The following is a 21103-nucleotide window of genomic DNA, read 5'->3' on the forward strand; positions in this document are numbered from 1 at the left end:
GGGATGGGGTCGGCTACGCGTCGGCCGTTCGCGTTGTGTTGCGGAGCAGGCCCAGGCCGGCCAAGCCGGCCGCGGTGTCCAGGATCGTCTCCTCGATCGGCCGGGGCCGCCGGCCCAGAACCGCACGCGCTTTCGCGCTCGACGCCTGGCGTGCCACGCCCAGGTCCGGAACGACCGTCGCGAAGCGAGGGCTCACCAGCGCGCCGAGGCGGATCGCCCAGTCCGATGCCGTCCGGGTTGGCACTCGGCGGGCCGCCGGGCCAAGCCGTACCCGCAGCAGGTTCGCGATCTCCGGCAGCTTTCCGTTCAGCAGTCGCTCCACCACCTCGACGTAGACCGAGCAGTCCGGGCCGAGCGCCGGGCCGAAGATGCCGACGGGGTTGATCACGGCCAGTTCCGTCCCGCCGCCCGCTCGGCGACCAGCTTCGACCGCGAGTACACGGCCATCGCGGGACCCCACAGCTGGGAATCTCGGCAAAGATCACCGGTTTGGGGCTGGTGACATGGGCGTTACCGGCACCCCTGATTGTGATCCAACACCGTGATCAAACCGAGACGTCAACCGGAGGTCGCTGCATTACCGCAGCTCAGGCGGAGGGTTCCACGAATCCGACCGTCAGTGATCATCACCGATCAGCCGGCGCACTTTGCGTGCGAACCGCGACACCCTGATCGACACTCAGCCAGCACCGGAGGCTTCCTCGGCCATCGGACGGTGACGTTGGCCATCACGACCGTGAACCGCAGCCTCACGTACTAGAGCCCGAGTGAGGCGATGAGGTCGCGCATCTCGTCGCGGAAGACGGCCGCCGGGTCGTGGACGATCCCGCGCAGGTGCCCGTAGATCTCCAGCGCCATCAAGCCGTGCATACGCCCCCACACGCGCATGGTCAGAGCCAGCCCCGCGGGCGGCAGATCGGGGAACTCCTCCCGGGTGTGCGCGACCAGGCCGGGATCGAAGTCGGCCCAGTCATAGTCGTGGCTCGCGCTCCCGGCGACCGGCCACGCGGCGGCCACGAGACCCGTGATGCCGGTGCAGGCGCGCGCCTCGGCGGCGATGCCGGGGCTGTGGTCCGGCGCCCGGTAGCCGGGCACCGGATCGCCGTAAATGAGCCGGAAGCCCTCGGGGTTGGCAAGAGCCCATTCTCGTACGGCCTGCGCCCAGGCCATGATCCGCCCACCGGCATCGGACTCGGGCACCGCGTCGCGCGCCGCCTCGGCGGCCTCGACGAGCGAGGTGTAGACGTCGCCGGTCAGCGTCGTGACCAGGTCGTCGCGAGTGGCGAAGTAGCTGTAGATCGCGCCCGCCGTCATGCCCATCTCACGCGCGATGGCGCGCAGCGAGATCGCGTCGGGGCCGCCCTCGGCCATGAGCTTGAGCGCGATCGTCTTGATCTCGGCGCTGGTCTGGGCGCGCAGTCGTTCGCGTCGGCTCATGGTCGCTTCCATGCCGACACCCTACAGGGCTTGAATATTGAACGCCGTGCACTATGGTGAACGCCGTGTAGCAATTCTTGGGCATGCAGGAAGGCTGGGCCTGGCCGCCATCGCCCTCGAACCCTCCCGATCCCGCACTCTCGAAGGAGCAACCGCATGAACACCGACAACCTGATCCTCAAGTACCTCGACGTCTGGAACGAGCGGGACGACGCCGCCCGGATGACGTTGATGAAGTCCGTCCTCACCGACGACTCGCTCTACACCGACCCCGACAACGCGGGCCTGCGCGGACACGCCGAACTGTCGAAAGTGATCGGCAAGGCTCAGCCGAGCTTCGGCGACCTGCTCTTCACCCTCGACACCGTGATCAGCACCCACCACGACCACGCCCTGTTCACCTGGCGGCTCGGCACGGTCGCCACCGGCTACGACGTGGTCGAGTTCAGCGGAGGCCGCATCAGCCGCATCATCGGCTTCTTCGTGTGAACGACGGGGGAGCGGCCCGGACCGCCGCGCCGCCGCCCTCGGCACCGATCATGACTCCTGTCATGTGGAGCCGATGACAGCCGGGACTGACCGCCGAACCGGCGTTTCGATCATGCTTACGCCATGAACATCCGGACGCTTGGAAAGAGCACCTCGGCCGTCGCCCTGACCGCCGGAATGTTACTGGCGGCCACCCCGGCCCAGGCCGCCCCCACCCCGGCCGCCCCGGCGCGTGAGACCGGCCCCGATCGGCAGGCGCTGCGCCGGTCGCTGAACGCCGTGCACGAGGCCGGCATGTACGGCATCTACTCCGCCGTCCGCGACGGCGAACGCGACTGGCGGGGTGCCGCCGGCGTGGCGGACGTCGCCACGAACCGCCCCGTACGCCCCGACATGCTGCACCGGGTCGGCAGCATCACCAAGACATTCTCCGCGGTGGCCCTGCTCCAGCAGGTGGCACGCGGCGCCGTCGAGCTGGACGCCCCCATCGCCCGCTACCTGCCCGACGTGGTGCCCGGCGAGCGCGGACAGAAGATCACCGTACGGATGTTGCTCAATCACACGAGCCACATCGCCGACCACGTGGGCCCGGCCTTCCCCTCGCTGCTCCAGGGCACGTTCGAGAGCCTCGACGACAACCGTTTCCGTACCTTCTCCCGGCGGGAACTGGTCGATCTGGGCCTGGCCGCCGCACCGACCGGCGAGCCGGGCGCCACGCCGGGGATCTACTCCAACACCAACTACCTGCTCGCCGGCCTGCTCCTGGAGAAGGTGACGGGCGAGAACGCCGAGCGGTACATCACCCGCAACGTCATCCGCAAGGCGGGCCTGCGGCATACGTCCTTCCCGCGCACGCCGGCCATCCCCGGCCCGCACTCCAAGGCGTACGAGTCGATGTTCGGCTTCATCGACCCGCCCAAGGACTACAGCGTCTACAACATGTCGTGGATCACCACGGCGGGCGCGGTCGTGTCCACGATGGACGACATCAACCAGTTCTACCGGAAGCTGCTGCGCGGCGAGCTGATCGGCTCCGCCGAGCTGGCCGAGATGCAGAAGACGGTGCCCGTGGCCGGGGTGTCGGGAGCCTATGGCCTCGGCATCTACGCCACCGACCTGCCGTGCGGACGGTTCTGGGGACACAGCGGCGGCGTCTTCGGCATGGCCACCGACTCCTACACCAGCCCGGACGGCGCCCGCCAGCTTTCCATGGGCGTCAACCGCACGAAGTACCAGAGCCTGGACGAGAACGGCAACATCGTGATCAGCCCCATCGACTACGCCACTGTCGACTACCTGCTGCTGGGGCTCTGCGGTCAGAGCTCGGCGCGTACGAAGGCGGCGCAGCCGGGGATCGTCCCGTTCGCCGTGGACCGGCTGCTCTCCGTGAAGCGCTAGCACGACGTGTCGTCCAGTACGGCCTGCCTGCGGATCACCACACGGATCCGATCCGCCGACCAGCTCTCACGGCAGGCCGTCTGGACGCCCGTCATCGACGAACCCATCGCCGTCCAAGATCCATGATCTCTTCTGCTGCACGAGGCACGCCGGCGGATCCTCACATCACACTACGGAAGCCCGATCACGCAGCGAACTCATCACCTACGCCCAAGAGGCCCATCCGATACCTCGCCGATGGGTTCAGACCGGCGAGATCGTACGCGACGCCGGCTCGGGCCAGGACGGAGACCGTCGTCTCGGGGCGGTTCATGTGTCATGGGACTCCAGCACCTTCATGATCGGGAGCGGGTTGATGTAGTCCCGATAGGACACCACCTGACCGTCGCGGACCTGGAACACGGCGATGACCCGCTGGGTGAACGGCGCTCCTGTGCCGGTGACCGTACCGTTCGCGGTGTATTCGACGATGACCACCTCGGGGTCGACAGTCTCGTGCAGCACCAGGTCGACATACTCGTCGAAGCTGATCAGCCAGCCCTGCGCGGCGACGAACGCGGCGATCTCCGCCCGGCCGCGCAGCTCGGCCGGCATGCCTTCCGGCCGGTACGGCCACTCGATCACGGCGTCGGGAGCCATGAGGTCGAGGAATCGTTCATGGTCCCCCGTCTTGCCCGCCTGGAGGATGTCGGTCACGACTTTCGTTGTACGCATGTTCATTGAACGAGCGTATAGCGAAATGGGTGAGTGGGTCAACGCCCGTACAATGAGCCGGTGAGCGAGTCGTCCAAGCCCAGCCGTACGCGTGCGCAACAGCGCCTCGACACGCAGGAGCGCATCCTCGGTGCGGCCCGGCAGGCCTTCGCTGAACTGGGTTACGAACACACCACCATTCGTGCCGTCGCCTCCGCGGCCGGGGTCAACGCCGGCCTGGTGATGCACTACTTCGGCTCCAAGGAACAGCTCTTCGCGCGGGCCGCCCAGATCGAAACCCACGAACTGCCACCCGGCGAGCCCGCCGAAGCGCTGCTCTCGATGCTGCGCAGCCGCCTCGACGACGAACCGGCGGCGTCGCTGGCGCTGTTGCGTTCCGTGCTCACCCACGCCGGCGCCAGTGACGACTTCCGCGACAGCGGGAGGGCCTGGCTGTCCCGGGTCGGCGAGGCCATCCCGCACCAGGACGCGGACCTGCGGGCGGGCCTGGTCACGGCCATCATCACCGGCGTGATCATCGACCGTCACCTTCTCAAGCTCAGCGCGCTCGCCGACGCCTCCGCCGACGACATCGTCGAGCTCCTGCGCCCCTGCTTCGAAAGCCTGGCGGGCGAGCACACCACCCCCTGATCGGCACGGTCCGCGCCTCCGGGCCGCCGAAGCCGGACCTCTTGGCCGGCCACTACCGGCCGACGTTCAAGCGGCATCTCGGCCGCGTTCGCGGCCGCCGATCGGCTGGATGGCAGGGCAGTTCCCGTACGGCAGCATGCGACGCCCAGACCGTGCCGCCTTCGACGCCTACGCCATCCAGATCGTCCCGTTCCAGACCCCGGCCAGCCGCTGAGCGCCGTGCATGCGGGGGTTGGCTGTGACCTCAGTCGATCGGACGGCGTATCCACGCTTTGGCCGCGGGGTGTCGGGGCGGGAGCTGTCTGAGGCGTTCACGCCGACGGATGCCGAGGTGGAGTGGGCGCGGATCAAGACGCAGGATCAGCAGCATCTGCTGGCCCTGGTGGTGTGGTTGAAGTCCTACCAACGGCTGGGGTACTTCCCGAAGGTCGAGGATGTGCCGCTGGTGGTGGTGCGGCATGTGAGGGACGTTCTGGGGCTCGGCGAGGACGTAACGCTGGAGCGTGCGGCGGTTAGGTCGGCCAAGCGGCATCGGGAGTTCGTCCGCAAGCGGATGAAGGTCGTCTATGACGGGGCTGGGGTCCGGAAGGTGGCCAAGGATGCGATTCGCAGGGCGGTGCTGACGAAAGACAATCCTGCGGACTTGATCAACGTGGCGTTGGAGGAGCTGATCCGGGCACGCTGTGAGCTGCCGGGCTACGCCACGCTGGATGCGATGGCCGCAACAATCCGCACGGAGGTCAACAACGGCTTCTACCAGAGCGTCGCTGGGCGGCTCGACGCTGGGGCCAAGGCCGGGCTGGGGCGGATGCTGGTGGTGGATCCGATCAGTCGGCGCAGCGAGTACGACCGTTTGAAGGATGTGGCGCAGGCCGCGTCGCTGGGCAAGTTCAAGCAGCGCCTGGAGCTGCTGGAGGGTATCGACGCGATCGGGCCGACCGAGGTATGGCTGGATGGCGTGTCACCGGGGAAGATCGCTCATTTCGCTGGGAGGCGCGGGTCACCGACGTCGCCGACATGAAGAAGATCACCAACGAGGACAAGCGGCTGACCCTGATTGTGTGCTTCGTGCACGCAGTCCGGACCAGTGTCCGAGATGACGTGGTGACGATGTTCTGCAAGCGGATAGCCGCGATCCACAAGAAGGGGCGCGAGCGCCTGGAGGCGCTGCGGGAGGCGCATCGGGTCGAATTGGAGCGGCTGTTGGGCGTCTTCGGCGACATGCTGTCCATGGTTCGCGAGGCCACCGCCCCTGAGGAGGAGGCGTCGGCCGAAAGCAACGGCGATGCCTCGGTCGAGGGCCGGGCGCCGGACACGCGTGAGGTGGCGGAGCGAGCCGGCCGGTTGGTGCTCAAGACGCTGGAGAAAGCGGTCGGGGTGGAGGCGCTGACTGCGGCTGTTCACGCTGGTGCACGCGATCACTCTGGAGTCGACCAGCGCGGACCGCAGCGTGGTCGACGCGGTGGAGTTCCTGCGGGCCCTCCGCGGCGCGAAGGCCGTGTTCGTGCCGGAGCGGCTGACGGTCGAGCGGGTGGGCGCGGACGGGCAACCGGTGACGCTGTCGATCGACATCGACGGCTTCGCCTCGGCGATGTGGAAGAAGGTCCTGCGGGACAAGCACAAGCCGGGGATGCTGGTGCGCCGTCACCTGGAGGTGTGCGTGTTCTCCTACCTGGCGGCGGAGTTGCGGTCCGGGGACATCGCGGTGGCGGGCTCGGAGTCCTACGCCAACCTGCGCGAGCAGCTGATGTCCTGGCAGGAGTGCGAGCCGCTGGTGGCCCGGTTCTGCGAGCAGGCCGGGATCCCGTCCGAGCCGTCGCAGCTGACCGCCTTCTTCCGGGACAAGCTTGCCGCCCTCGCTCAGAGCGTCGATGCCGGGTATCCCTCCAACACCGATCTGGTGCTGGAGGGTGGCCGTCCGGTGCTCAAGCGTCGCAAGGGCGCCGAGCGTCGGCCGGAGGCGCTGGAGTTGGAGGCCGCGCTCCATGACCGGCTGCCGCAGCGGGCGCTGCTGGACATCCTCACGCGCACCGCCTATCTGCTGGGCTGGCACCATCATTTCGGCCCGGCCTCCGGCTCGGATCCGAAGATCAAGAGGCCTTGGCTCGCTACGTGCTGACGGTGTTCGCGCACGGCACACTACTTGGCCCGTCCCAGGTCGCGGCACACATGCGCGGCAAGGTCAGCGTGCACGAGCTCTCACTGGCAGGCAACAAGCACGCCACCGCCGGCAAGATTGAGAAAGCGTCGGCGACGGTCGTCAACGCGTTCAGCAAGTTGGACGTGGCCGGCGTGTGGGGCGATGGGAAGACCGTCGCCGCGGACGGCTCCCAGATCGACACGTGGGAGAACAACCTCCTCGCGGAAACGTCCATCCGGTACGGCGGATACGGAGGCATCGCCTACCGGCATATCTCCAACACCTACGTCGCCCTGTTCAGCCACTTCATCCCGTGCGGGGTGTGGGAGGCGGTCTACATCATCGAGGGCCTGCTGAAGAACACCTCCGACGTCCAGCCCGACACCATCCACGCCGACACCCAAGGCCAGTCGCTGCCGGTCTTCGGCCTGGCCGCGCTCCTGGGATTCGACTTGCTCCCCCGCATCCGCAACTGGCACGACCTGATCTTCTACCGGCCCGCCCCCGACACGCACTACCAGCACATCGGTTCCCTGTTCGGGGACGAGGCGGTCGACTGGGATCTGATCGAGGCCCATTGGACGGACCTGCTGCGCACCGCGATCTCCATCCGGGAGAACAGGATGTCGTCGGTCACGCTGCTGCGCCGGCTGGGCAACCACTCCCGTAAGAACCGCCTGTACCGGGCATTCAGGGAACTCGGCCGGGCGATCCGCACCATCACGCTGCTGCGCTATCTGTCCGAGCCGCAGTTGCGGAAGCAGATCACCCAGGTCACCAACCGGAACGAGGCCTTCCACGGTTTCGCCGACTGGCTGATGTTCGGCGGCAAGCTCATCGGCCACAACGACCCCGACTACCAGGAGAAGGTCATCAAGTTCAACGAGTTGCTCGCCAACTGCGTCATGTACTCAACAGCCCTGGACATCACCGACGCCGCCAATGACATCGCCGCCGAGGGACAACCTGTCGACCTGGACGACCTGGCAACCGTTTCCCCCTACATCACCCACACCGTCCGCCGGTTCGGGAACTGGACCCTCCACCTCACCCCACCGGCCGGCACCCCCAACACCCGGTTGGATCTGGAGCCACGAGTGTTGTTCGCCGCGGCGCTGGCCTGATCCCCCTCATGAGATGCCGAAAGCGACCGGCGGGGACGAGGACCTCCTGCGGGTGGTGCGCTTCTTGGCCGCTACACACCACGCCAGGAGGGTCCTCACCCCTTTCGAGATCCTCGACGGCAGGTCGCGAATCCTGTCCTTGCGTCCCCAACGTCCGTGTTTGGTACGCCGAGGTGAGCGGCGTAAGGAACGGATCTATGCGGCATCACCAGGCTTGCCGTGGTGGTCGGCTTAGAGAGTCGCGGTCACGGGACGGCGGCCGCCAAGGTGGGCGGGAACAGAGGTGAGCGCCGCCACCACGAGCACGGTTGCCAGCACCAGGGCGATCAGCTGCCAGGGTGCGGGAAGCGTGGCCTTGTCGCTGTCGCCGCCGGTGATCGTGTTGATGGCGGCGAACAGCAGGAAGCCTCCCGGGAAGACACCCATGACGGCGCCGAGGAGCGCGGGCAGCACCTGCGCGGTCGCCAGGGCGACGGTCACTTCCTGGGGGGTTGCGCCGAGGGCGCGGGCCAGAGCCGACGCATGCCGGTTGTCGAGCACCGTCGCCCAGGTGACGACGATGGCGTTGACCGCTGCCAGGGAGAGCAGGATGACCGTCCAGACGAGGAGCACGTGCCGCAGCACCGCCACCTGAGCTTCGGTGTATGCGCCGGTGCCTGGCTGGTCGCCGAGGAAGGCGTTGAGCACCAGCAGGACGTAGATCCCGCTGACCGTGACCGCGATGCTGACCACGCCCAGCACCACCCGTCGCGGCCGGCGGGCGGCGACCCGCAGAGCGAGCAGCAGCGGGACGGGCAGTCGCGCCGAGAGACTGATCAGCCAACCGGTGCGGCGAGGTGGGCGTGCCGCGTCGGCCAGCGCGCTGACGGTGCTGGAGCGGGCCGCGCGCACGGCCGGAACAGCGGTCGCCACCACCGCGACGCCGAGTGCCACGGCGGTCACCAGACCGATCGTGGACCAGGTCAACGACGCCGTCCCCGCACCGCCGACGAGGCCGGCACTGGATTCGGTGAGTAACGGAGCGGTCAGCGCTCCGATCGTCAGCCCGGCCGCGGCCGCGACGACGGCCACCAGGAGGTACTCCGCGAGTAGCACGGCAGCGACCAGGCCCGGTGTGCCGCCGACTGCTTTCAACAACCCGATACGCCTGGTCTGATCGGCCGTCCGCCCGCCGACCAGCACCGAGAGACTGGCCACGGCGAGCAGGCCGAGCAGCCAGGCGCCGATCAGCAGCAGGATCTGGGAGTCTCGGGCCAGGTCGGTGGCGTCGGCGAGAATGCTCTTCCAGGTCTGCATGGGTATGGCGCCGCCATGATCGCCGCCGTTCCGGTCGACGAATGCCTGGGCTTCGTCCGGGTCGGCCAGCTTCAGGTTCATCACGTAGGACAGGGAGTTCTGGTCCGAGGCGAGGCTCAGCACGTCCGCCTGGGTGAGCCAGGCCAGCCCGGGATTGTGCAGCAACCCCGCCGGCAGCTTCCGGTCGTCGGGGATGGCGCCGTTGATGCAGCCGGCCGAGACGATGCAGGACGCTCCGGGATAGGGCGGCATGGCGGCGGTGACCGCGACACCGACGACCTTGAACGACCTACCGCCCAGGGTGACCGAGTCACCGACGCCCACATCGAGCGAGTCGGCGAAGCCGGCCTCGAGCACCACGCCGCCGTCGCTGACCCAACTGCCCTGGGTCACCTCGGGCTGATCGACCGCCGCGAAAGCGGCGTCGCGCCCCATGGCCTGGACATCCGACGTCCGGACGGACGCCTCGAGCTTCCCCGCGATGACGGGGTACGGTCCGCTGTGCTCGGTGACGCCGGAGGCGGTGGCCAGTTTCCCGAGCTCCGCGAGGTCGTCGGCCTGGCCGGCGTTGGCGACCACGTCAGGTCCGTTGGTCGCCGCCCGGGTGCTCTGGTACGGGTCGCTGGCCGCGTCGCGCAGGACGAGCCCGAGCGTCAACGTTGTGGTGGCGGCCAGGATGGCGAGCAGCAGCAGCGCGGCCTCGGTGCGGCGACGCCGGAGGTCTCGCAGGGCCAGGCGGACCACGAGGACGATGCGGCCCATTCCGGTCAGTCCTCCAGCCCGGCGAGCGCGCCGAGCTGCCCGGTGGTGCCGCCGGTCAGCCAGCTCTCGTCCACGAGCGCGCCGTCGCGCATCGAGAACTTCCGGTCCGCGGTGGCCGCGATCCGCGCGTCGTGGGTGACGATGACCAGCGTCTGCCCCGACTCGTGCAGGTCCTTGAAGAGCTGGAGGACGTCCAAGGTGGCGGCGCTGTCCAGGTTACCGGTCGGTTCGTCAGCGAGGACGACCAGCGGCTCGTTGCTCAGCGCCCGGGCGACCGCGACCCGCTGCCGTTGGCCGCCGGAGAGCGCGGAGGGCAGGAACCGCGCCCGGCCGGCGAGTCCGAGCTGATCCAGCAGCTCCTCCGCGCGCCGCCGTGCGGCCCGGGGCGAGCGTCCGGCCAGCAGCGCCGCCAGCTCGACGTTTTCCACGGCGGTGAGCTCCTCCATCAGGTGGAAGGACTGGAAGACGTAGCTGACGTCGGTCCGCCGCATCCCGGCCAGGGCCTTCTCGCTGATGTTGTCGATGCGCCGGTCGTTCAGCCACACCTCTCCAGCCGAGGGCCGATCCAGCCCGCCGAGCAGATGCAGCAGCGTCGACTTTCCGCAACCGCTCGGTCCCATGATCGCCACCGTCTCTCCCGCGCTGACGTCGAGATCGACGTCGTCGACGGCGCGCACCAATCCTTCCCCTTTGCCGTGCTCCTTCCGTAGCCCGCGGGCGCTCAGTACGGGCGTGCCGGCGGCATTGCTCACAATCCACTCCTTCGATAGATCCAGTTCTGCTAACGGGTCTTGAGCCGCCGCAGGCCCGCCTCAAGCGGGAGCACGACGCCCTCCGCCAACAGCGCTGCGGTCGAGCGGACCCGGCTCGGCCATGGCGGCGCGCTGGGTGTCGGCGATGGTGAAAGGGGCGGCCAGCCCGGCCGCTGCGGCAAGCGCGTCAAAGAAGCTCCAGCGCCTTAACCACACCAGGGTCGCGCCCGGTAGCCAGGTCAAGCGCGGTCATGGGGGCGTAGTGGTCGACCGGTACACCGATCGTGTCGATGATTTCGTGGACGGGCCCGAGGTGCCGGACCTTGGGCAGCAGCAGAAGGCTGCCGTCGTTGAGGAGGTAGCCTTCGGCGGGGCCGGAGACGGCTCCCGCGGTGCGGGTCCCGATGAGGGTGCCCAGTCTGTTGTCCTTGACGGCCGCGCTGAAGTCCTCGCAGGCCGAGGCGCATCCCCGGTCGGTGAGGACGACCAGGCGCGAGCCGAGCAGCGCGACGGTGTCGTCAGTCCGGTTGGGCGCGCAGTCGCCCTTGAGCGGGCAGAAGTAGCTGGTGACCTTGCCGTGTGCGAACGCGCCGAGCAGCCGCGTCACCTCGCGGGGCGACCCACCGCCGTTGCCGCGCAGGTCGAGGACCACCGCCTTCGGTTTGCCCTTCAGCTTGGCGATGACCTGGTCGGCGGCGCCTTCGAAAAAACCGGGCAGCTGGACGTAAACGGCGCCGCCGGGAAGCGTCTTCGATGTCACCGCCGGAGGCTGCCTCGTGATGGGCCCCTCCTTGAGGTCGACCGTGCGGGTCCGTCCCATCGTGGGGCGCTTGAGCGTGAGCTTTACCGGGTTGGTGGCGAAGGCCGCGACGATGCTCTGGTTCACGGTGTTCCCGATGAACGCGGGCACGCCGTTGGCCTTGACGATGATGTCTCCGGGTCTGATGCCGGCCTTGGCGGCGGGCCTGCCGGGCAGGACGCTGGTGATGAACAACGGCGGCTTGGCTGCCGGGTCGAGTTGCTGGCCCTGCCGGGCCGATATGCCCACGATGCCCGTTCCGGTCGGCCCGCCTTCCGGCTGGGGAGTCGGCCTGACCGCGCGGGCGTGGTTGTCGTGCAGTCCGGCGACCATTGCGGTGATCGCGGCGCGCAGCGCGGACACGTCACCGGCGCCGAGGACTTTGGCGAAGGCGGCCCAGTCGATGTCACGGTTCCCGGTCAGCTCGGGCAGCCGGAGGTCGGCCCGATCGGCGTCGCGCCGCATCAGGTCCTGGGTATAGGCGGCGAAGGCGCTCTTCAGCAATGCCTTCGGATCCATGGCCGGACCGCTGTAGTAGTTGTCCAGCACGCAGAAGTACGCCTGCCGGAGCGTGTTCACCGATGTCGGCGGCGCCGATTCCGGAGGTGGCGCGGTGGCGGCGGTGCAGCGCTCGCCTGAGGTGGTGGTGGCCGGCGAGGACGCGGGTGCGGACATAGAGCAGGCCGCCACCAGGACGGCCGCGCAGAGGGCTCTGATCATGGCCGCTAGCGTGGCCTGAAGCGGGTTACACGGTCGTGAACGGATCCGTTAACGCCATTGAAACCCCGGTTCGAGTAGGAATGTCGGATGCGGATTCTGGTGGCCGAAGATGAACGAGACCTGGCTGATCTCGTGGCGGTGGGGTTGCGCCGCCACGCCATGGCCGTCGACGTGGTGTACGACGGAGCCGCCGCGGTGGAGCGGCTGGCGGTGCACGACTACGACGTTCTCGTGCTGGACCGGGACCTGCCTGAGATCCACGGCGACCTCGTGTGCAGTGAGCTGGTGGCGCGCGGGAGCCGTACGCGGATCCTGATGTTGACGGCGGCGGCGTCGGTGCCGGAGCGAGTCGCAGGTCTCGGGATGGGGGCCGACGACTACCTGCCCAAACCTTTTGACTACACCGAGCTGGTCGCACGAGTGCAGGCGCTGGGGCGGCGCAGCCAGTCGCAGGTACCACCGGTGCTGACGCGGCACGGGATCGTGCTCGACAGGCACCGGCTGCAGGCCTCGCGGGACGGGCGGCACCTGCATCTGTCACTCAAGGAGTTCGCCGTCCTGGAGGTGCTGATGAGGGCGGACGGCGCGGTCGTGAGCTCCGAACGGCTGCTTGAAGAGGCCTGGGACGAGAACGCCGATCCGTTCACCACGGTGGTGCGGGTCCTGGTCAGCCGCCTGCGGACCAAGCTGGGGGACCCGCCGTGCATTCAGACCGTTCCGGGCGCGGGATACCTGCTGTGACGACGATCCGGGTACGGCTCACGCTGATCTACTCCGGACTGTTCCTACTCACCTCGGTTGTGTTGCTGGTCACGGTCAACCTCCTGCTGCGTCGGACGCTGGACGCGCGGATCGGCCGGCTGTCTGGCGGAGGGGCGGCGCCGCCCCGGGGCGTGCCGAACGATCGGCTGCCACAGCTGCCCGAACTGGTGAACAACGTGATCGGCTACCAGTGGCAGGTGACCGCGCTGACGGTCGGGGCCCTGACACTGGTCTCGTTGGCCGTCGGATGGTTGCTCGCCGGGCGGATCCTGCGGCCCATCCACCGGATCACCGCCACCGCGCAGCGGCTGTCCCTGTCAACCCTGCACGAACGGATCGCGCTCGCCGGGCCGAAGGACGAGCTGAAGGAACTGGCCGACACCTTCGACGCGATGCTCGACCGGCTCGAACGCCCCGCCGAGGGGCAGCGGCGGTTCATCGCGAACGCTTCCCACGAGTTGCGGACTCCGCTGGCCGTCCAGCGGGCGGCGATCGAGATCGGGCTTCCCGAGGACGTCGGCGAGATCCGCGGCACGCTCCTGCGCCACAACCGCCGCGCGGAGAACCTCATCGACGCCTTGCTGGTCCTGGCCCAGGCGGAACACGGCCTGGACAACAGGAGTCCGGTGGCCATGGACCAGGTGGTACAGCGCGTCCTGGCGAATAGAGATGCGGACGGCGTCAGTGTGACGGGGCAGGCAGAGCCGTTCGTCGTCGATGGGGACCCTGTCCTGCTGAACCGGCTCGTCACCAACCTCCTCGACAACGCGGTCCGCTACAACCATCCCGGCGGAACCGTTGAGGTAACGCTCTCTCATGGAGTTCTGACGGTCCGTAACACCGGCCCGCACGTGCCCCAGGAACGTTTCGGCGACCTCTTCAAGCCCTTCCGACGGCTCCACACGACCCCTGGACAGGGCGCCGGGCTCGGATTGTCGATCGTCGCAGCGATCGCGAAGGCCCACGGGGCCGACGTGCGAGCGAACCCCAACCCGGGCGGCGGGCTGGAGCTCGTCGTAGTTTTCGCGAGATCGGAGGATGCATCCCCTGCAGGAGGAACAGCGGAGTGATACATGTGACACAGAATGTGCATTATCTGTCACACCGGCTGCCGACGGATCACCTCCGCCCAGCTCGGCGCCCGCCGCCGCGCAGTCGACTCGGCTACATTATGTGTCACATCGCCTTTCGGGAGGCGGCTCCGTGTCCATCGTGGCGTTCCCCAGCCAGCCCGACCCTGCGACCGCCGACGTGACGGTCACGACCGCAGTCGAGCGTTTCCTCGAATCCCTCGCTGCGGCCACCACCCGCGCCGGCTACGCCGAGACCCTCACCCGGCTGACCGCGGCCACCGGCCCGCACCATCCGGTCGCCGCCCTGCAGTCTGAGCACTACGCCTCGGCGATGGACCAATGGAGCGCCGCAGCAGCCGCGACCTGGAACCGGCACCTATCCGCGCTGACCTCGTTCACCACCTGGGCTCAGCGCCAGGAGCTGCTGGCCACCAACCCAGCCCGGCGGCTGGAACGCCGAAAGACGGCACACCGAGGCGACCGCTCCATCCCGCGCACCCGACTGGAGAGGCTGTTCACCGACCCTGCGCACGCCCTGCGGGAAAAAGTCCTCTGGAGGCTGCTGTACGACACGGCCGCCCGCGCCGAGGAAATCCTCACCCTCAACGTCGAAGACCTCGACCTGGAGTTTCGCCGCGCCCGCGTCGTCTCCAAGGGCGGCGCCATCGAGTACGTGCACTGGGCGAGGCCGACTGTCCTATCCGCGCGCCGAGTACCTGTTCAAGAGCGCCTCCGCAAAGCTCGACCCGCACCGGCAAGGGTGGACCTTGCACCAGCTCCGCCATTCGGCGCTCCAGCATCTCGCCCAAGCCGGCCGAACAGCGCCCGAACTGCAGGCCAAGAGCCGCCACCAGCACCTGGCCAGCCTCGGCCGCTACGTACGCCTCGGCGAAGAGACCTCCGCCCGCCTCACCGCCGAAGCCGACCCCGCCCAACGTCGCCGAACCCGCTGACCCTGGACCAACCCCACCTTGCAGGGGATGGTCGCGCCTACCGCCGAACCCGCTGAGCTGCGACTACAGCAGCCAACGGCCCCTTTCTGGCGTATTCGTGTGTCCTGAACGTGAAGGAGAGTTCGATGTAGGCGAATGATCTGGAGCGATGCTGCTCGGACGATGAAGGTCTTGGCCCTTCGGAGTCGCCCTGCGGAGGGAGGCTCCAAACCACCTCATGCTGCGTTTGCTGAAGACAGTCGTGGTGAGCGATGAGGAAAAGGCGCCGGATAGGCGTCAGGTAGGGATCGGGAAGGCGAACGCGAGTGAACCACTGACGACGTGTCGAAATCAGAACAGATGACATCGAAACCGGGGAGTGAATACGACCCCGGGATGAGCCTGGCGGGTGTCCGCTTACTGGCCAGGCGGTGTCCGGCATGGAGGTGGCGCGAGCCCGGTCTGCGGCGTTCGAGTGGAACAGGAGAAGGCGCGTTCGGACACTGCCCGCCTCGGTGGGCGACAGGGAAGAGCTGTGATCTGGGGAAACTCCCGGAGCCGGCGTCAGAGTACCCGTTGCCGGGCGCGCCGGCGGACCGGCCCGTAGTAGTGGTGAAGGTCCTGTAATAGGGCTGGAGCGAAGGGGCCGGGTCGTTCGTGACCCGTTTGTTCGATCAACCGGAAGTTCTCCGGGAGGAGTCGCGTGGACGAGTTGAAAGCACCGGGCAATCCGTTTGAGATCTCAAAATGGACTGTCCAGATGGCGTGGGAGAAGGTCAAGGCAAATAAGGGTGCGGCCGGGGTGGACGGGTTATCCATCGGGGAATTCGAGAAGGATCTGAAGAACAATCTCTACAAGATCTGGAATCGGATGTCCTCGGGGACGTACTTTCCGCCGCCGGTCATGGCTGTGGAGATCCCGAAGGCACACGGCGGGGGCACAAGAATGCTCGGCGTGCCCACCGTGGCCGATCGGATCGCGCAGACGGTGGTAGCCGGAGTGCTGGAAGCGAAGGTCGAACCGATCTTCCATCCGGACTCCTATGGCTATCGTCCGGGCCGCTCGGCGTTGGACGCGGTCGGGGCCTGTCGGCAACGCTGTTGGGAGTTCGACTGGGTGGTCGAGTTCGACATCCGGAAGTTCTTCGACTCCGTGCCGTGGGACCTGATCGTCAAGGCGGTCCAGGCGCACACCGACCTGCCGTGGGTGGTGCTGTATGTCAAGCGGTGGCTCGCTGCGCCGCTGGCACTGCCCGACGGAACCTTGCAAGACCGAGATCGCGGAACCCCACAGGGATCGGCGGTCTCACCCGTCTTAGCGAATCTGTTCCTGCACTATGCGTTCGACGCCTGGATCATCCGGGAGTTCCCGGACGTGGTGTTCGAGCGCTACGCCGACGACGCGGTCGTGCACTGCTCCAGGCTGGGGCAGGCCGAACGCGTACTGGCGGCGGTTAAGGAACGGATGGCCGAGGTTGGGCTTGACCTGCACCCGGACAAGACCCGGATCGTGTACTGCAAGGACGACAGACGGCGCGGCTCGCACGAGCACACGTCGTTCACGTTCCTTGGGTTCACCTTCCGACCGCGGGGGGTGCGGACGAAAACCGGGAAGATGCGCTGCGGCTTCAACCCGGCGGTCGGCAAGGAAGCCTTGAAACAGATGGGTGTGACAGTGCGAGCCTGGCGGCTCCACCATCGCACCGGATCCTCCGAACACGACCTCGCGCGGCGGATCAATCCGGTCGTGCGGGGCTGGATGCAGTACTACGGGGCGTTCTACCGCTCCGCGCTGCATCCCCTCCTGGCCCGCATCAACGCTTACCTGATGCGGTGGTCGCGCAACAAGTACAAGCGGCTACGGAGCCGAAAGAAGGCCCAAGCCCAGTGGGAAAGGGTCGTGAAGCTGCGGCCCAAGTTCTTCGCCCACTGGATCTGGGTGAACACGGTTCCAGCAGTCTGGTGATCAGGACGACAAGAGCCGTGTAACGAGAGATTGTTACGCACGGTTCTGTGGGAGCCCCGGGCTGAAACGCCCGGGGCGACCCGACCGGCCGCCCCCGAGCAAGCCGCCGTCAGGACTCCCGAATGCGCGATCAAGAACGAGATGTACGACGGCACCCGTTTTCATCAAGTTGAACGATAGTACTAGTTGTACTAACGTCCAACTTAATGAGAGCGAAGGGGACGTGATGACGCAGCAACGATTCACGCGGGCAGGGACACGCCAGTGGGCGGGCCTGGGTCTGCTGGCCCTGCCGACCGCGCTGCTGGGACTGGACGTGACCGTGCTGTACCTGGTGGCGCCGAGCATGGCGGCCGATCTGTCCCCGTCAGCCACCCAACTGCTATGGATCATGGACGCCTACGGGTTCCTCGTCGCCGGGTTCCTCGTCACCATGGGCACGCTGGGCGACCGGATCGGGCGGCGCCGGTTGCTGAAGACCGGGATGATCGCGTTCGCGGCGGCCTCGGTGTTCGCCGCGTTCGCTCCCACGGCCGAGCTGTTGATCCTCGCGCGAGCCCTGCTGGGGGTGGCCGGGGCGACGCTCATGCCCTCCACGCTGTCGCTGATCTCGAACATGTTCCCCGACGCGCGTCAGCGCGCGGTCGCGATCGGGGTCTGGGCCACGATGTTCGCGCTCGGGATGGCCGCCGGACCGATCGTGGGCGGATCACTCGTGGACTCCTTCTGGTGGGGAGCGCCGTTCCTGACGGCGGTGCCCATCGCCCTCGTCGTCCTGGCCGGGGCACGCGCCCTGCTCCCCGAGTACGCGGCCCCCTCCACCGGCCGACTGGACCTGATCAGCGTGGGCCTGTCCCTGGCGGCGATCCTTCCGGTCATCTACGCCGTCAAGCACATCGCCTCCGACGGTCCCGATGGCCCAGCCCTCGTCTGTGCCGTGGCGGGAGTTGTGGCCGGAATCGTGTTCGTACGCCGCCAACGTCGCCTCCCCGACCCACTGCTGGACGTGACGCTGTTCGGCAACCGGGCCTTCACCGTGGCCCTGAGTGTGCTGCTCATCGGCCTGGCCGGAGTCGGCGGCTCGATGTACCTGGTCACGCAGTACCTCCAGCTCGTCGAAGGGCTCACCCCCTTCGACGCGGGGCTCTGGATGGGACCACCGGCGCTGGCGATGTTCGCCGCCGCCGTCGGTGCTCCGCTGATCGCCCGGCGCTTCCGCCCCGGCTCGGTCATGGGCGCCGCCCTCGGGGCGTCCCTCGCCGGCTACGCGCTGCTCGCCACCGCGGGACTCGACGACGCGATCCCTGTGGCGGTCGGCTTCGCGTTCGTCTATCTCGGGCTGGGCGCCCTCGCCGCCCTGGGCACCGACATGGTGGTGGGCGCGGTGCCGGCAGCACGATCCGGATCGGCGGCGTCGATGTCCGAGACGGTCCAGGAGCTCGGCATCGCCGTCGGCGTCGCCCTGCTCGGCAGCCTCACCACCGCCGTCTACCGTGCTCAGGTGACAGTGCCCGAAGATCTGGCGTCGGAGATCTCCGGTCCCCTCACCGACAGCCTGAACGCGACCATGGCGATCATCGAGAGCCTTCCGTCCGGGACCGTCAAGGCGGCCCAGCAGGCATTCACCGGCGGGCTCAACGTCGCCTCCCTGGTCGCGGGGGTCGCCATCGCCGCCGCCACGGTGCTGTGCCTCGGGATGCTGCGTCACGTGCCCACGCTCGGGGAGGCGCAGAACCGCGACTCCGACGTTTGAACGATGGTCCGACTATCCTGAGGGCCGGGCCGAGGAGCAGCATGAACGACACCACCGACGACAGCGAGCACATCGACGGACGCCGCGCGCGTGGCGAGAGACGACGCGCGGAGATCATCGAGGCCACCCTCGCCGTGGTCACTCGCGACGGCGCGGCAGGCGTCACCCATCGCACGGTCGCCAAACAGGCCGGCACCACGACGTCCCTGAGCACCTACTACTTCGCGACCCTCGACGACCTGCTCGTCGCCGCCCTCACGAGTGTCGCCGACGCCTACACCGCCCGCATCCGCGACATCATCGACACCCCCGGCGACAAGCTCACCGGGCTGGCCCACCTCATCGCCGAGTCCGCCGGTCCCGGACGTGAACGCGCGCTGGCCGAACGCGAGCTGGCAACCCTGGCCGCCCGCCGCCCCGCACTGCGACCCGTGGCGCGACGCTGGCGGGAGAACATCGCCGAACTCGCCACCACACTGACCGACGACCCGGCGGCCATCGCCGCCCTCGTCGCGGCCTCCGACGGACTGTGCACCGCGATTCTCCTCGACAACGCCCCCGCCGACCCTGACCACATCCAAGCCGTCCTGCAACGAGCCGTCCGCAACTGAGCCGACGCGAACGGGATGCCTCATCGCGGCATAGGGATCAGCCGGACTCCGCGAGCAGGTGCACGACACCGGCCGGGTTCTTGATCCAGTGGGTTCTGGAATCGAGACTCTCCAGGGGCTCGACCTCGTCGCACGGATGGATGCCGACGTCGGCCAGTTTGGCCGCTGCCGCGTCCAGGTCATCGGTGTGCAGCTGCAGCCACAGGTCGGGCTGGCTGTAGTTGTCGACACAGTCGAGCCACAGCGTGTTGGGCCCGAACCGCACCGAGTGAGTTCTCGAGACGGTCGGAGCGTAGGAGACGTCGTCCTCCTTGACGTCGAAGCCCAGAGTGTCGCGGTAGAAGGCCACGGTGGCCTCGTACTGCGCCTTGGGGATCTTCATGGCGATGTTCAGGCCGGCGGTGAATTCAGGCTTGTTCATGGTTGCTTGACTCCTTCGTGTCGGTGGCGTCCAGGGCAAGTTCTCGCTCGGCGAGCCGGCCCGCTCGACGGGGTGCCGCCGCACCACCACACGTCCGAACCCATGCCCCCCTTTTTTTGCAACCTGCAGGTTGCCATAGATGGCAACCTACAGGTTGCGATCAGCGCCCACAAGTCCGGGCCGGAGGTCGACTCACCATGCACCCGCACGGAACGTCCGGACGGCCACACGCGTCGGGGCAGGACGAAGGGGCGCCGCCGTCGGCACCCCAGAGGCATCCCAAGCACCCAGGTTGAAGGTCAAGTTGCCGGAACGGTGCGGCGGAGCCGTACCACCACAATGGCGAGCAGACCGACGGCGGCCAGCGCGAAGACCGCGTTGCCGATGAGGTCCACATGCGCGGGCGCCGGGAAACTCGGCGGCTGGGGGAAGCCGTGCCAGGCATAGGTGACCAGACCGGCAGCGCCCAGAGCGAACCTGTGCCAGGCCCCCCAGCCCACACGCCGGGACCACCGCAGGACGATCAGCGTCATGGTGGCGTAGAGCGCGAGGTAGAAGCCGACCGTGATCCACGCGGGCACGATGGACTCCAGCTTGATCCCCACCAGGGCGAGCAAACCGGGGAGCCAGAACACCAGCCCGGCCACGACGGCGATCGCGAAGACGGTCCACGGGCCGGCCGATGCGGGCGGGGAGAGGGGTGAACGGCGGAATCGTACGGACAGGAACGCGGCGACGATCAGGGCGACGGCCGCGAACAGCGTCCAGGCGATCTGGGCGGCCGACAGCGGGTAGGCGGCCGAACCCGCCAGGGCGATGGGTACCGCGCCACCTGACACGAACAGCACGGCCGACACGGTGAGACCGACCTTGCCGAGCCAGGGTGTGTCCGGACGGCGTGAGCCCGCCTCAACCATCGAGATCGGCACCGCGATGCTCCACACCCCATGGATGGCCAGAACGAACACGGTCCAGTAGGCGCCGATGCCCAGCCCCGGAATGAACCCGTAGTCGAGCAACCGCAACCCGACATAGTCGGGATCGAACAACGACCGGGTGAGCAGGCCCTCCTCGATCACGGCATAGGCGAGCCCGAGCAGGATGATCCCCGGCCACCCCAGCCGCCACCGGCGTGCGACCTCACGGATCAGCAGCGCGCCACCGCCGTAGAGCGGGATCAGCCCGATGATCATCGGTAGGGCGTCGATGGCGATGTTGCCCAGCAGGTACTCGCCGACCAGCGGCGCGAGAACCAGCAGACCCAGCGCAGGAAGAATGCGTTTGAACATGCCCACCCTCACCGGTTGCAGAACTCATCGAGATA

Annotated in this window: 20 protein-coding genes; 12 read left to right on the forward strand and 8 right to left on the reverse strand. The window is 68.0% G+C overall.

The window, feature by feature from the left end; genetic code table 11:
• Positions 1–13: 13 nt before the first annotated feature.
• Positions 14–388 (reverse strand): hypothetical protein, encoded by a 375-nt coding sequence (locus DMB42_RS42415; protein WP_125645017.1) that lies wholly within the window; start codon positions 386–388, stop codon positions 14–16.
• Positions 389–756: 368 nt separating this feature from the next.
• Positions 757–1449, reverse strand: a complete 693-nt coding sequence (locus DMB42_RS42420) for a TetR/AcrR family transcriptional regulator (protein WP_260478265.1) — start codon at positions 1447–1449, stop codon at positions 757–759.
• Between the two features lie 144 nt (positions 1450–1593).
• On the opposite strand from DMB42_RS42420, the gene DMB42_RS42425 reads away from it, so the two are divergent.
• Together DMB42_RS42425 and DMB42_RS42430 are read left to right on the forward strand one after the other, a co-directional pair.
• Positions 1594–1926, forward strand: coding sequence for a nuclear transport factor 2 family protein (locus DMB42_RS42425; RefSeq protein WP_125645019.1), 333 nt, complete (start codon positions 1594–1596; stop codon positions 1924–1926).
• Positions 1927–2049: 123 nt separating this feature from the next.
• Positions 2050–3324: a serine hydrolase gene (locus DMB42_RS42430; protein ID WP_125645021.1), complete on the forward strand. Its 1275-nt coding sequence runs from the start codon at positions 2050–2052 to the stop codon at positions 3322–3324.
• A gap of 309 nt (positions 3325–3633) precedes the next feature.
• Here DMB42_RS42430 and DMB42_RS42435 read toward each other — a convergent pair whose 3' ends face one another.
• Entirely contained in the window at positions 3634–4020 is a 387-nt protein-coding gene (locus DMB42_RS42435) for a nuclear transport factor 2 family protein (protein ID WP_221762594.1), read from the reverse strand.
• A 78-nt stretch (positions 4021–4098) separates the two neighbouring features.
• On the opposite strand from DMB42_RS42435, the gene DMB42_RS42440 reads away from it, so the two are divergent.
• The 4 genes from DMB42_RS42440 (at position 4099) to DMB42_RS54490 (ending at position 7932) form a co-directional block, all read left to right on the forward strand.
• A complete protein-coding gene (locus DMB42_RS42440) occupies positions 4099–4668 on the forward strand; it encodes a TetR/AcrR family transcriptional regulator (protein ID WP_125645025.1) in 570 nt (189 codons plus the stop codon).
• A gap of 238 nt (positions 4669–4906) precedes the next feature.
• Positions 4907–5689 carry a DUF4158 domain-containing protein gene (locus DMB42_RS54480; RefSeq protein WP_221762595.1) on the forward strand — a complete coding sequence of 261 codons (783 nt, stop codon included), beginning with the start codon at positions 4907–4909 and terminating at the stop codon, positions 5687–5689.
• A gap of 387 nt (positions 5690–6076) precedes the next feature.
• A complete protein-coding gene (locus DMB42_RS54485; protein ID WP_221762596.1) occupies positions 6077–6787 on the forward strand; it encodes a hypothetical protein in 711 nt (236 codons plus the stop codon).
• Positions 6769–7932, forward strand: coding sequence for a transposase (locus DMB42_RS54490; RefSeq protein ID WP_260478266.1), 1164 nt, complete (start codon positions 6769–6771; stop codon positions 7930–7932). Before DMB42_RS54485 ends, DMB42_RS54490 begins: the two co-directional genes overlap by 19 nt.
• A gap of 231 nt (positions 7933–8163) precedes the next feature.
• Here DMB42_RS54490 and DMB42_RS42450 read toward each other — a convergent pair whose 3' ends face one another.
• The 3 genes from DMB42_RS42450 to DMB42_RS42460 all read right to left on the reverse strand — a co-directional run bounded on the left by DMB42_RS42450 (position 8164) and on the right by DMB42_RS42460 (position 12261).
• The gene (locus DMB42_RS42450; protein ID WP_125645027.1) at positions 8164–9990 is read right to left on the reverse strand and encodes an FtsX-like permease family protein; all 1827 of its coding nucleotides are present in this window, start codon (positions 9988–9990) and stop codon (positions 8164–8166) included.
• 5 nt (positions 9991–9995) lie between these two features.
• Positions 9996–10742, reverse strand: a complete 747-nt coding sequence (locus DMB42_RS42455) for an ABC transporter ATP-binding protein (protein ID WP_185845156.1) — start codon at positions 10740–10742, stop codon at positions 9996–9998.
• A 187-nt stretch (positions 10743–10929) separates the two neighbouring features.
• Positions 10930–12261: a S41 family peptidase gene (locus DMB42_RS42460; protein ID WP_125645031.1), complete on the reverse strand. Its 1332-nt coding sequence runs from the start codon at positions 12259–12261 to the stop codon at positions 10930–10932.
• An 87-nt stretch (positions 12262–12348) separates the two neighbouring features.
• Here DMB42_RS42460 and DMB42_RS42465 point away from each other — a divergent pair, with 87 nt between their 5' ends.
• The 6 genes from DMB42_RS42465 (at position 12349) to DMB42_RS42495 (ending at position 19358) form a co-directional block, all read left to right on the forward strand.
• The gene (locus DMB42_RS42465; RefSeq protein WP_125645033.1) at positions 12349–13002 is read left to right on the forward strand and encodes a response regulator transcription factor; all 654 of its coding nucleotides are present in this window, start codon (positions 12349–12351) and stop codon (positions 13000–13002) included.
• Positions 12999–14093, forward strand: a complete 1095-nt coding sequence (locus DMB42_RS42470; RefSeq protein ID WP_125645035.1) for a HAMP domain-containing sensor histidine kinase — start codon at positions 12999–13001, stop codon at positions 14091–14093. The genes DMB42_RS42465 and DMB42_RS42470 overlap by 4 nt, the downstream gene beginning before the upstream one ends.
• 334 nt (positions 14094–14427) lie before the next feature.
• A complete protein-coding gene (locus DMB42_RS56505; protein WP_396985457.1) occupies positions 14428–15105 on the forward strand; it encodes a tyrosine-type recombinase/integrase in 678 nt (225 codons plus the stop codon).
• Between the two features lie 626 nt (positions 15106–15731).
• Positions 15732–16994: a group II intron reverse transcriptase/maturase gene (ltrA, locus tag DMB42_RS42485; protein WP_125645037.1), complete on the forward strand. Its 1263-nt coding sequence runs from the start codon at positions 15732–15734 to the stop codon at positions 16992–16994.
• A 226-nt stretch (positions 16995–17220) separates the two neighbouring features.
• The gene (locus DMB42_RS42490; protein WP_125645039.1) at positions 17221–18747 is read left to right on the forward strand and encodes an MFS transporter; all 1527 of its coding nucleotides are present in this window, start codon (positions 17221–17223) and stop codon (positions 18745–18747) included.
• A gap of 41 nt (positions 18748–18788) precedes the next feature.
• On the forward strand, positions 18789–19358 hold the full coding sequence (locus tag DMB42_RS42495; protein ID WP_125645041.1) for a TetR/AcrR family transcriptional regulator: 570 nt from the start codon (positions 18789–18791) through the stop codon (positions 19356–19358).
• A gap of 37 nt (positions 19359–19395) precedes the next feature.
• Here DMB42_RS42495 and DMB42_RS42500 read toward each other — a convergent pair whose 3' ends face one another.
• On the reverse strand, positions 19396–19779 hold the full coding sequence (locus DMB42_RS42500; RefSeq protein WP_125645043.1) for a VOC family protein: 384 nt from the start codon (positions 19777–19779) through the stop codon (positions 19396–19398).
• Between the two features lie 299 nt (positions 19780–20078).
• Positions 20079–21068 (reverse strand): hypothetical protein, encoded by a 990-nt coding sequence (locus DMB42_RS42505; protein ID WP_125645045.1) that lies wholly within the window; start codon positions 21066–21068, stop codon positions 20079–20081.
• Positions 21069–21103: the final 35 nt, after the last annotated feature.

The sequence above is a fragment of the Nonomuraea sp. WAC 01424 genome (assembly GCF_003947315.1).
In the GTDB taxonomy this organism is placed as follows: domain Bacteria; phylum Actinomycetota; class Actinomycetes; order Streptosporangiales; family Streptosporangiaceae; genus Nonomuraea; species Nonomuraea spiralis.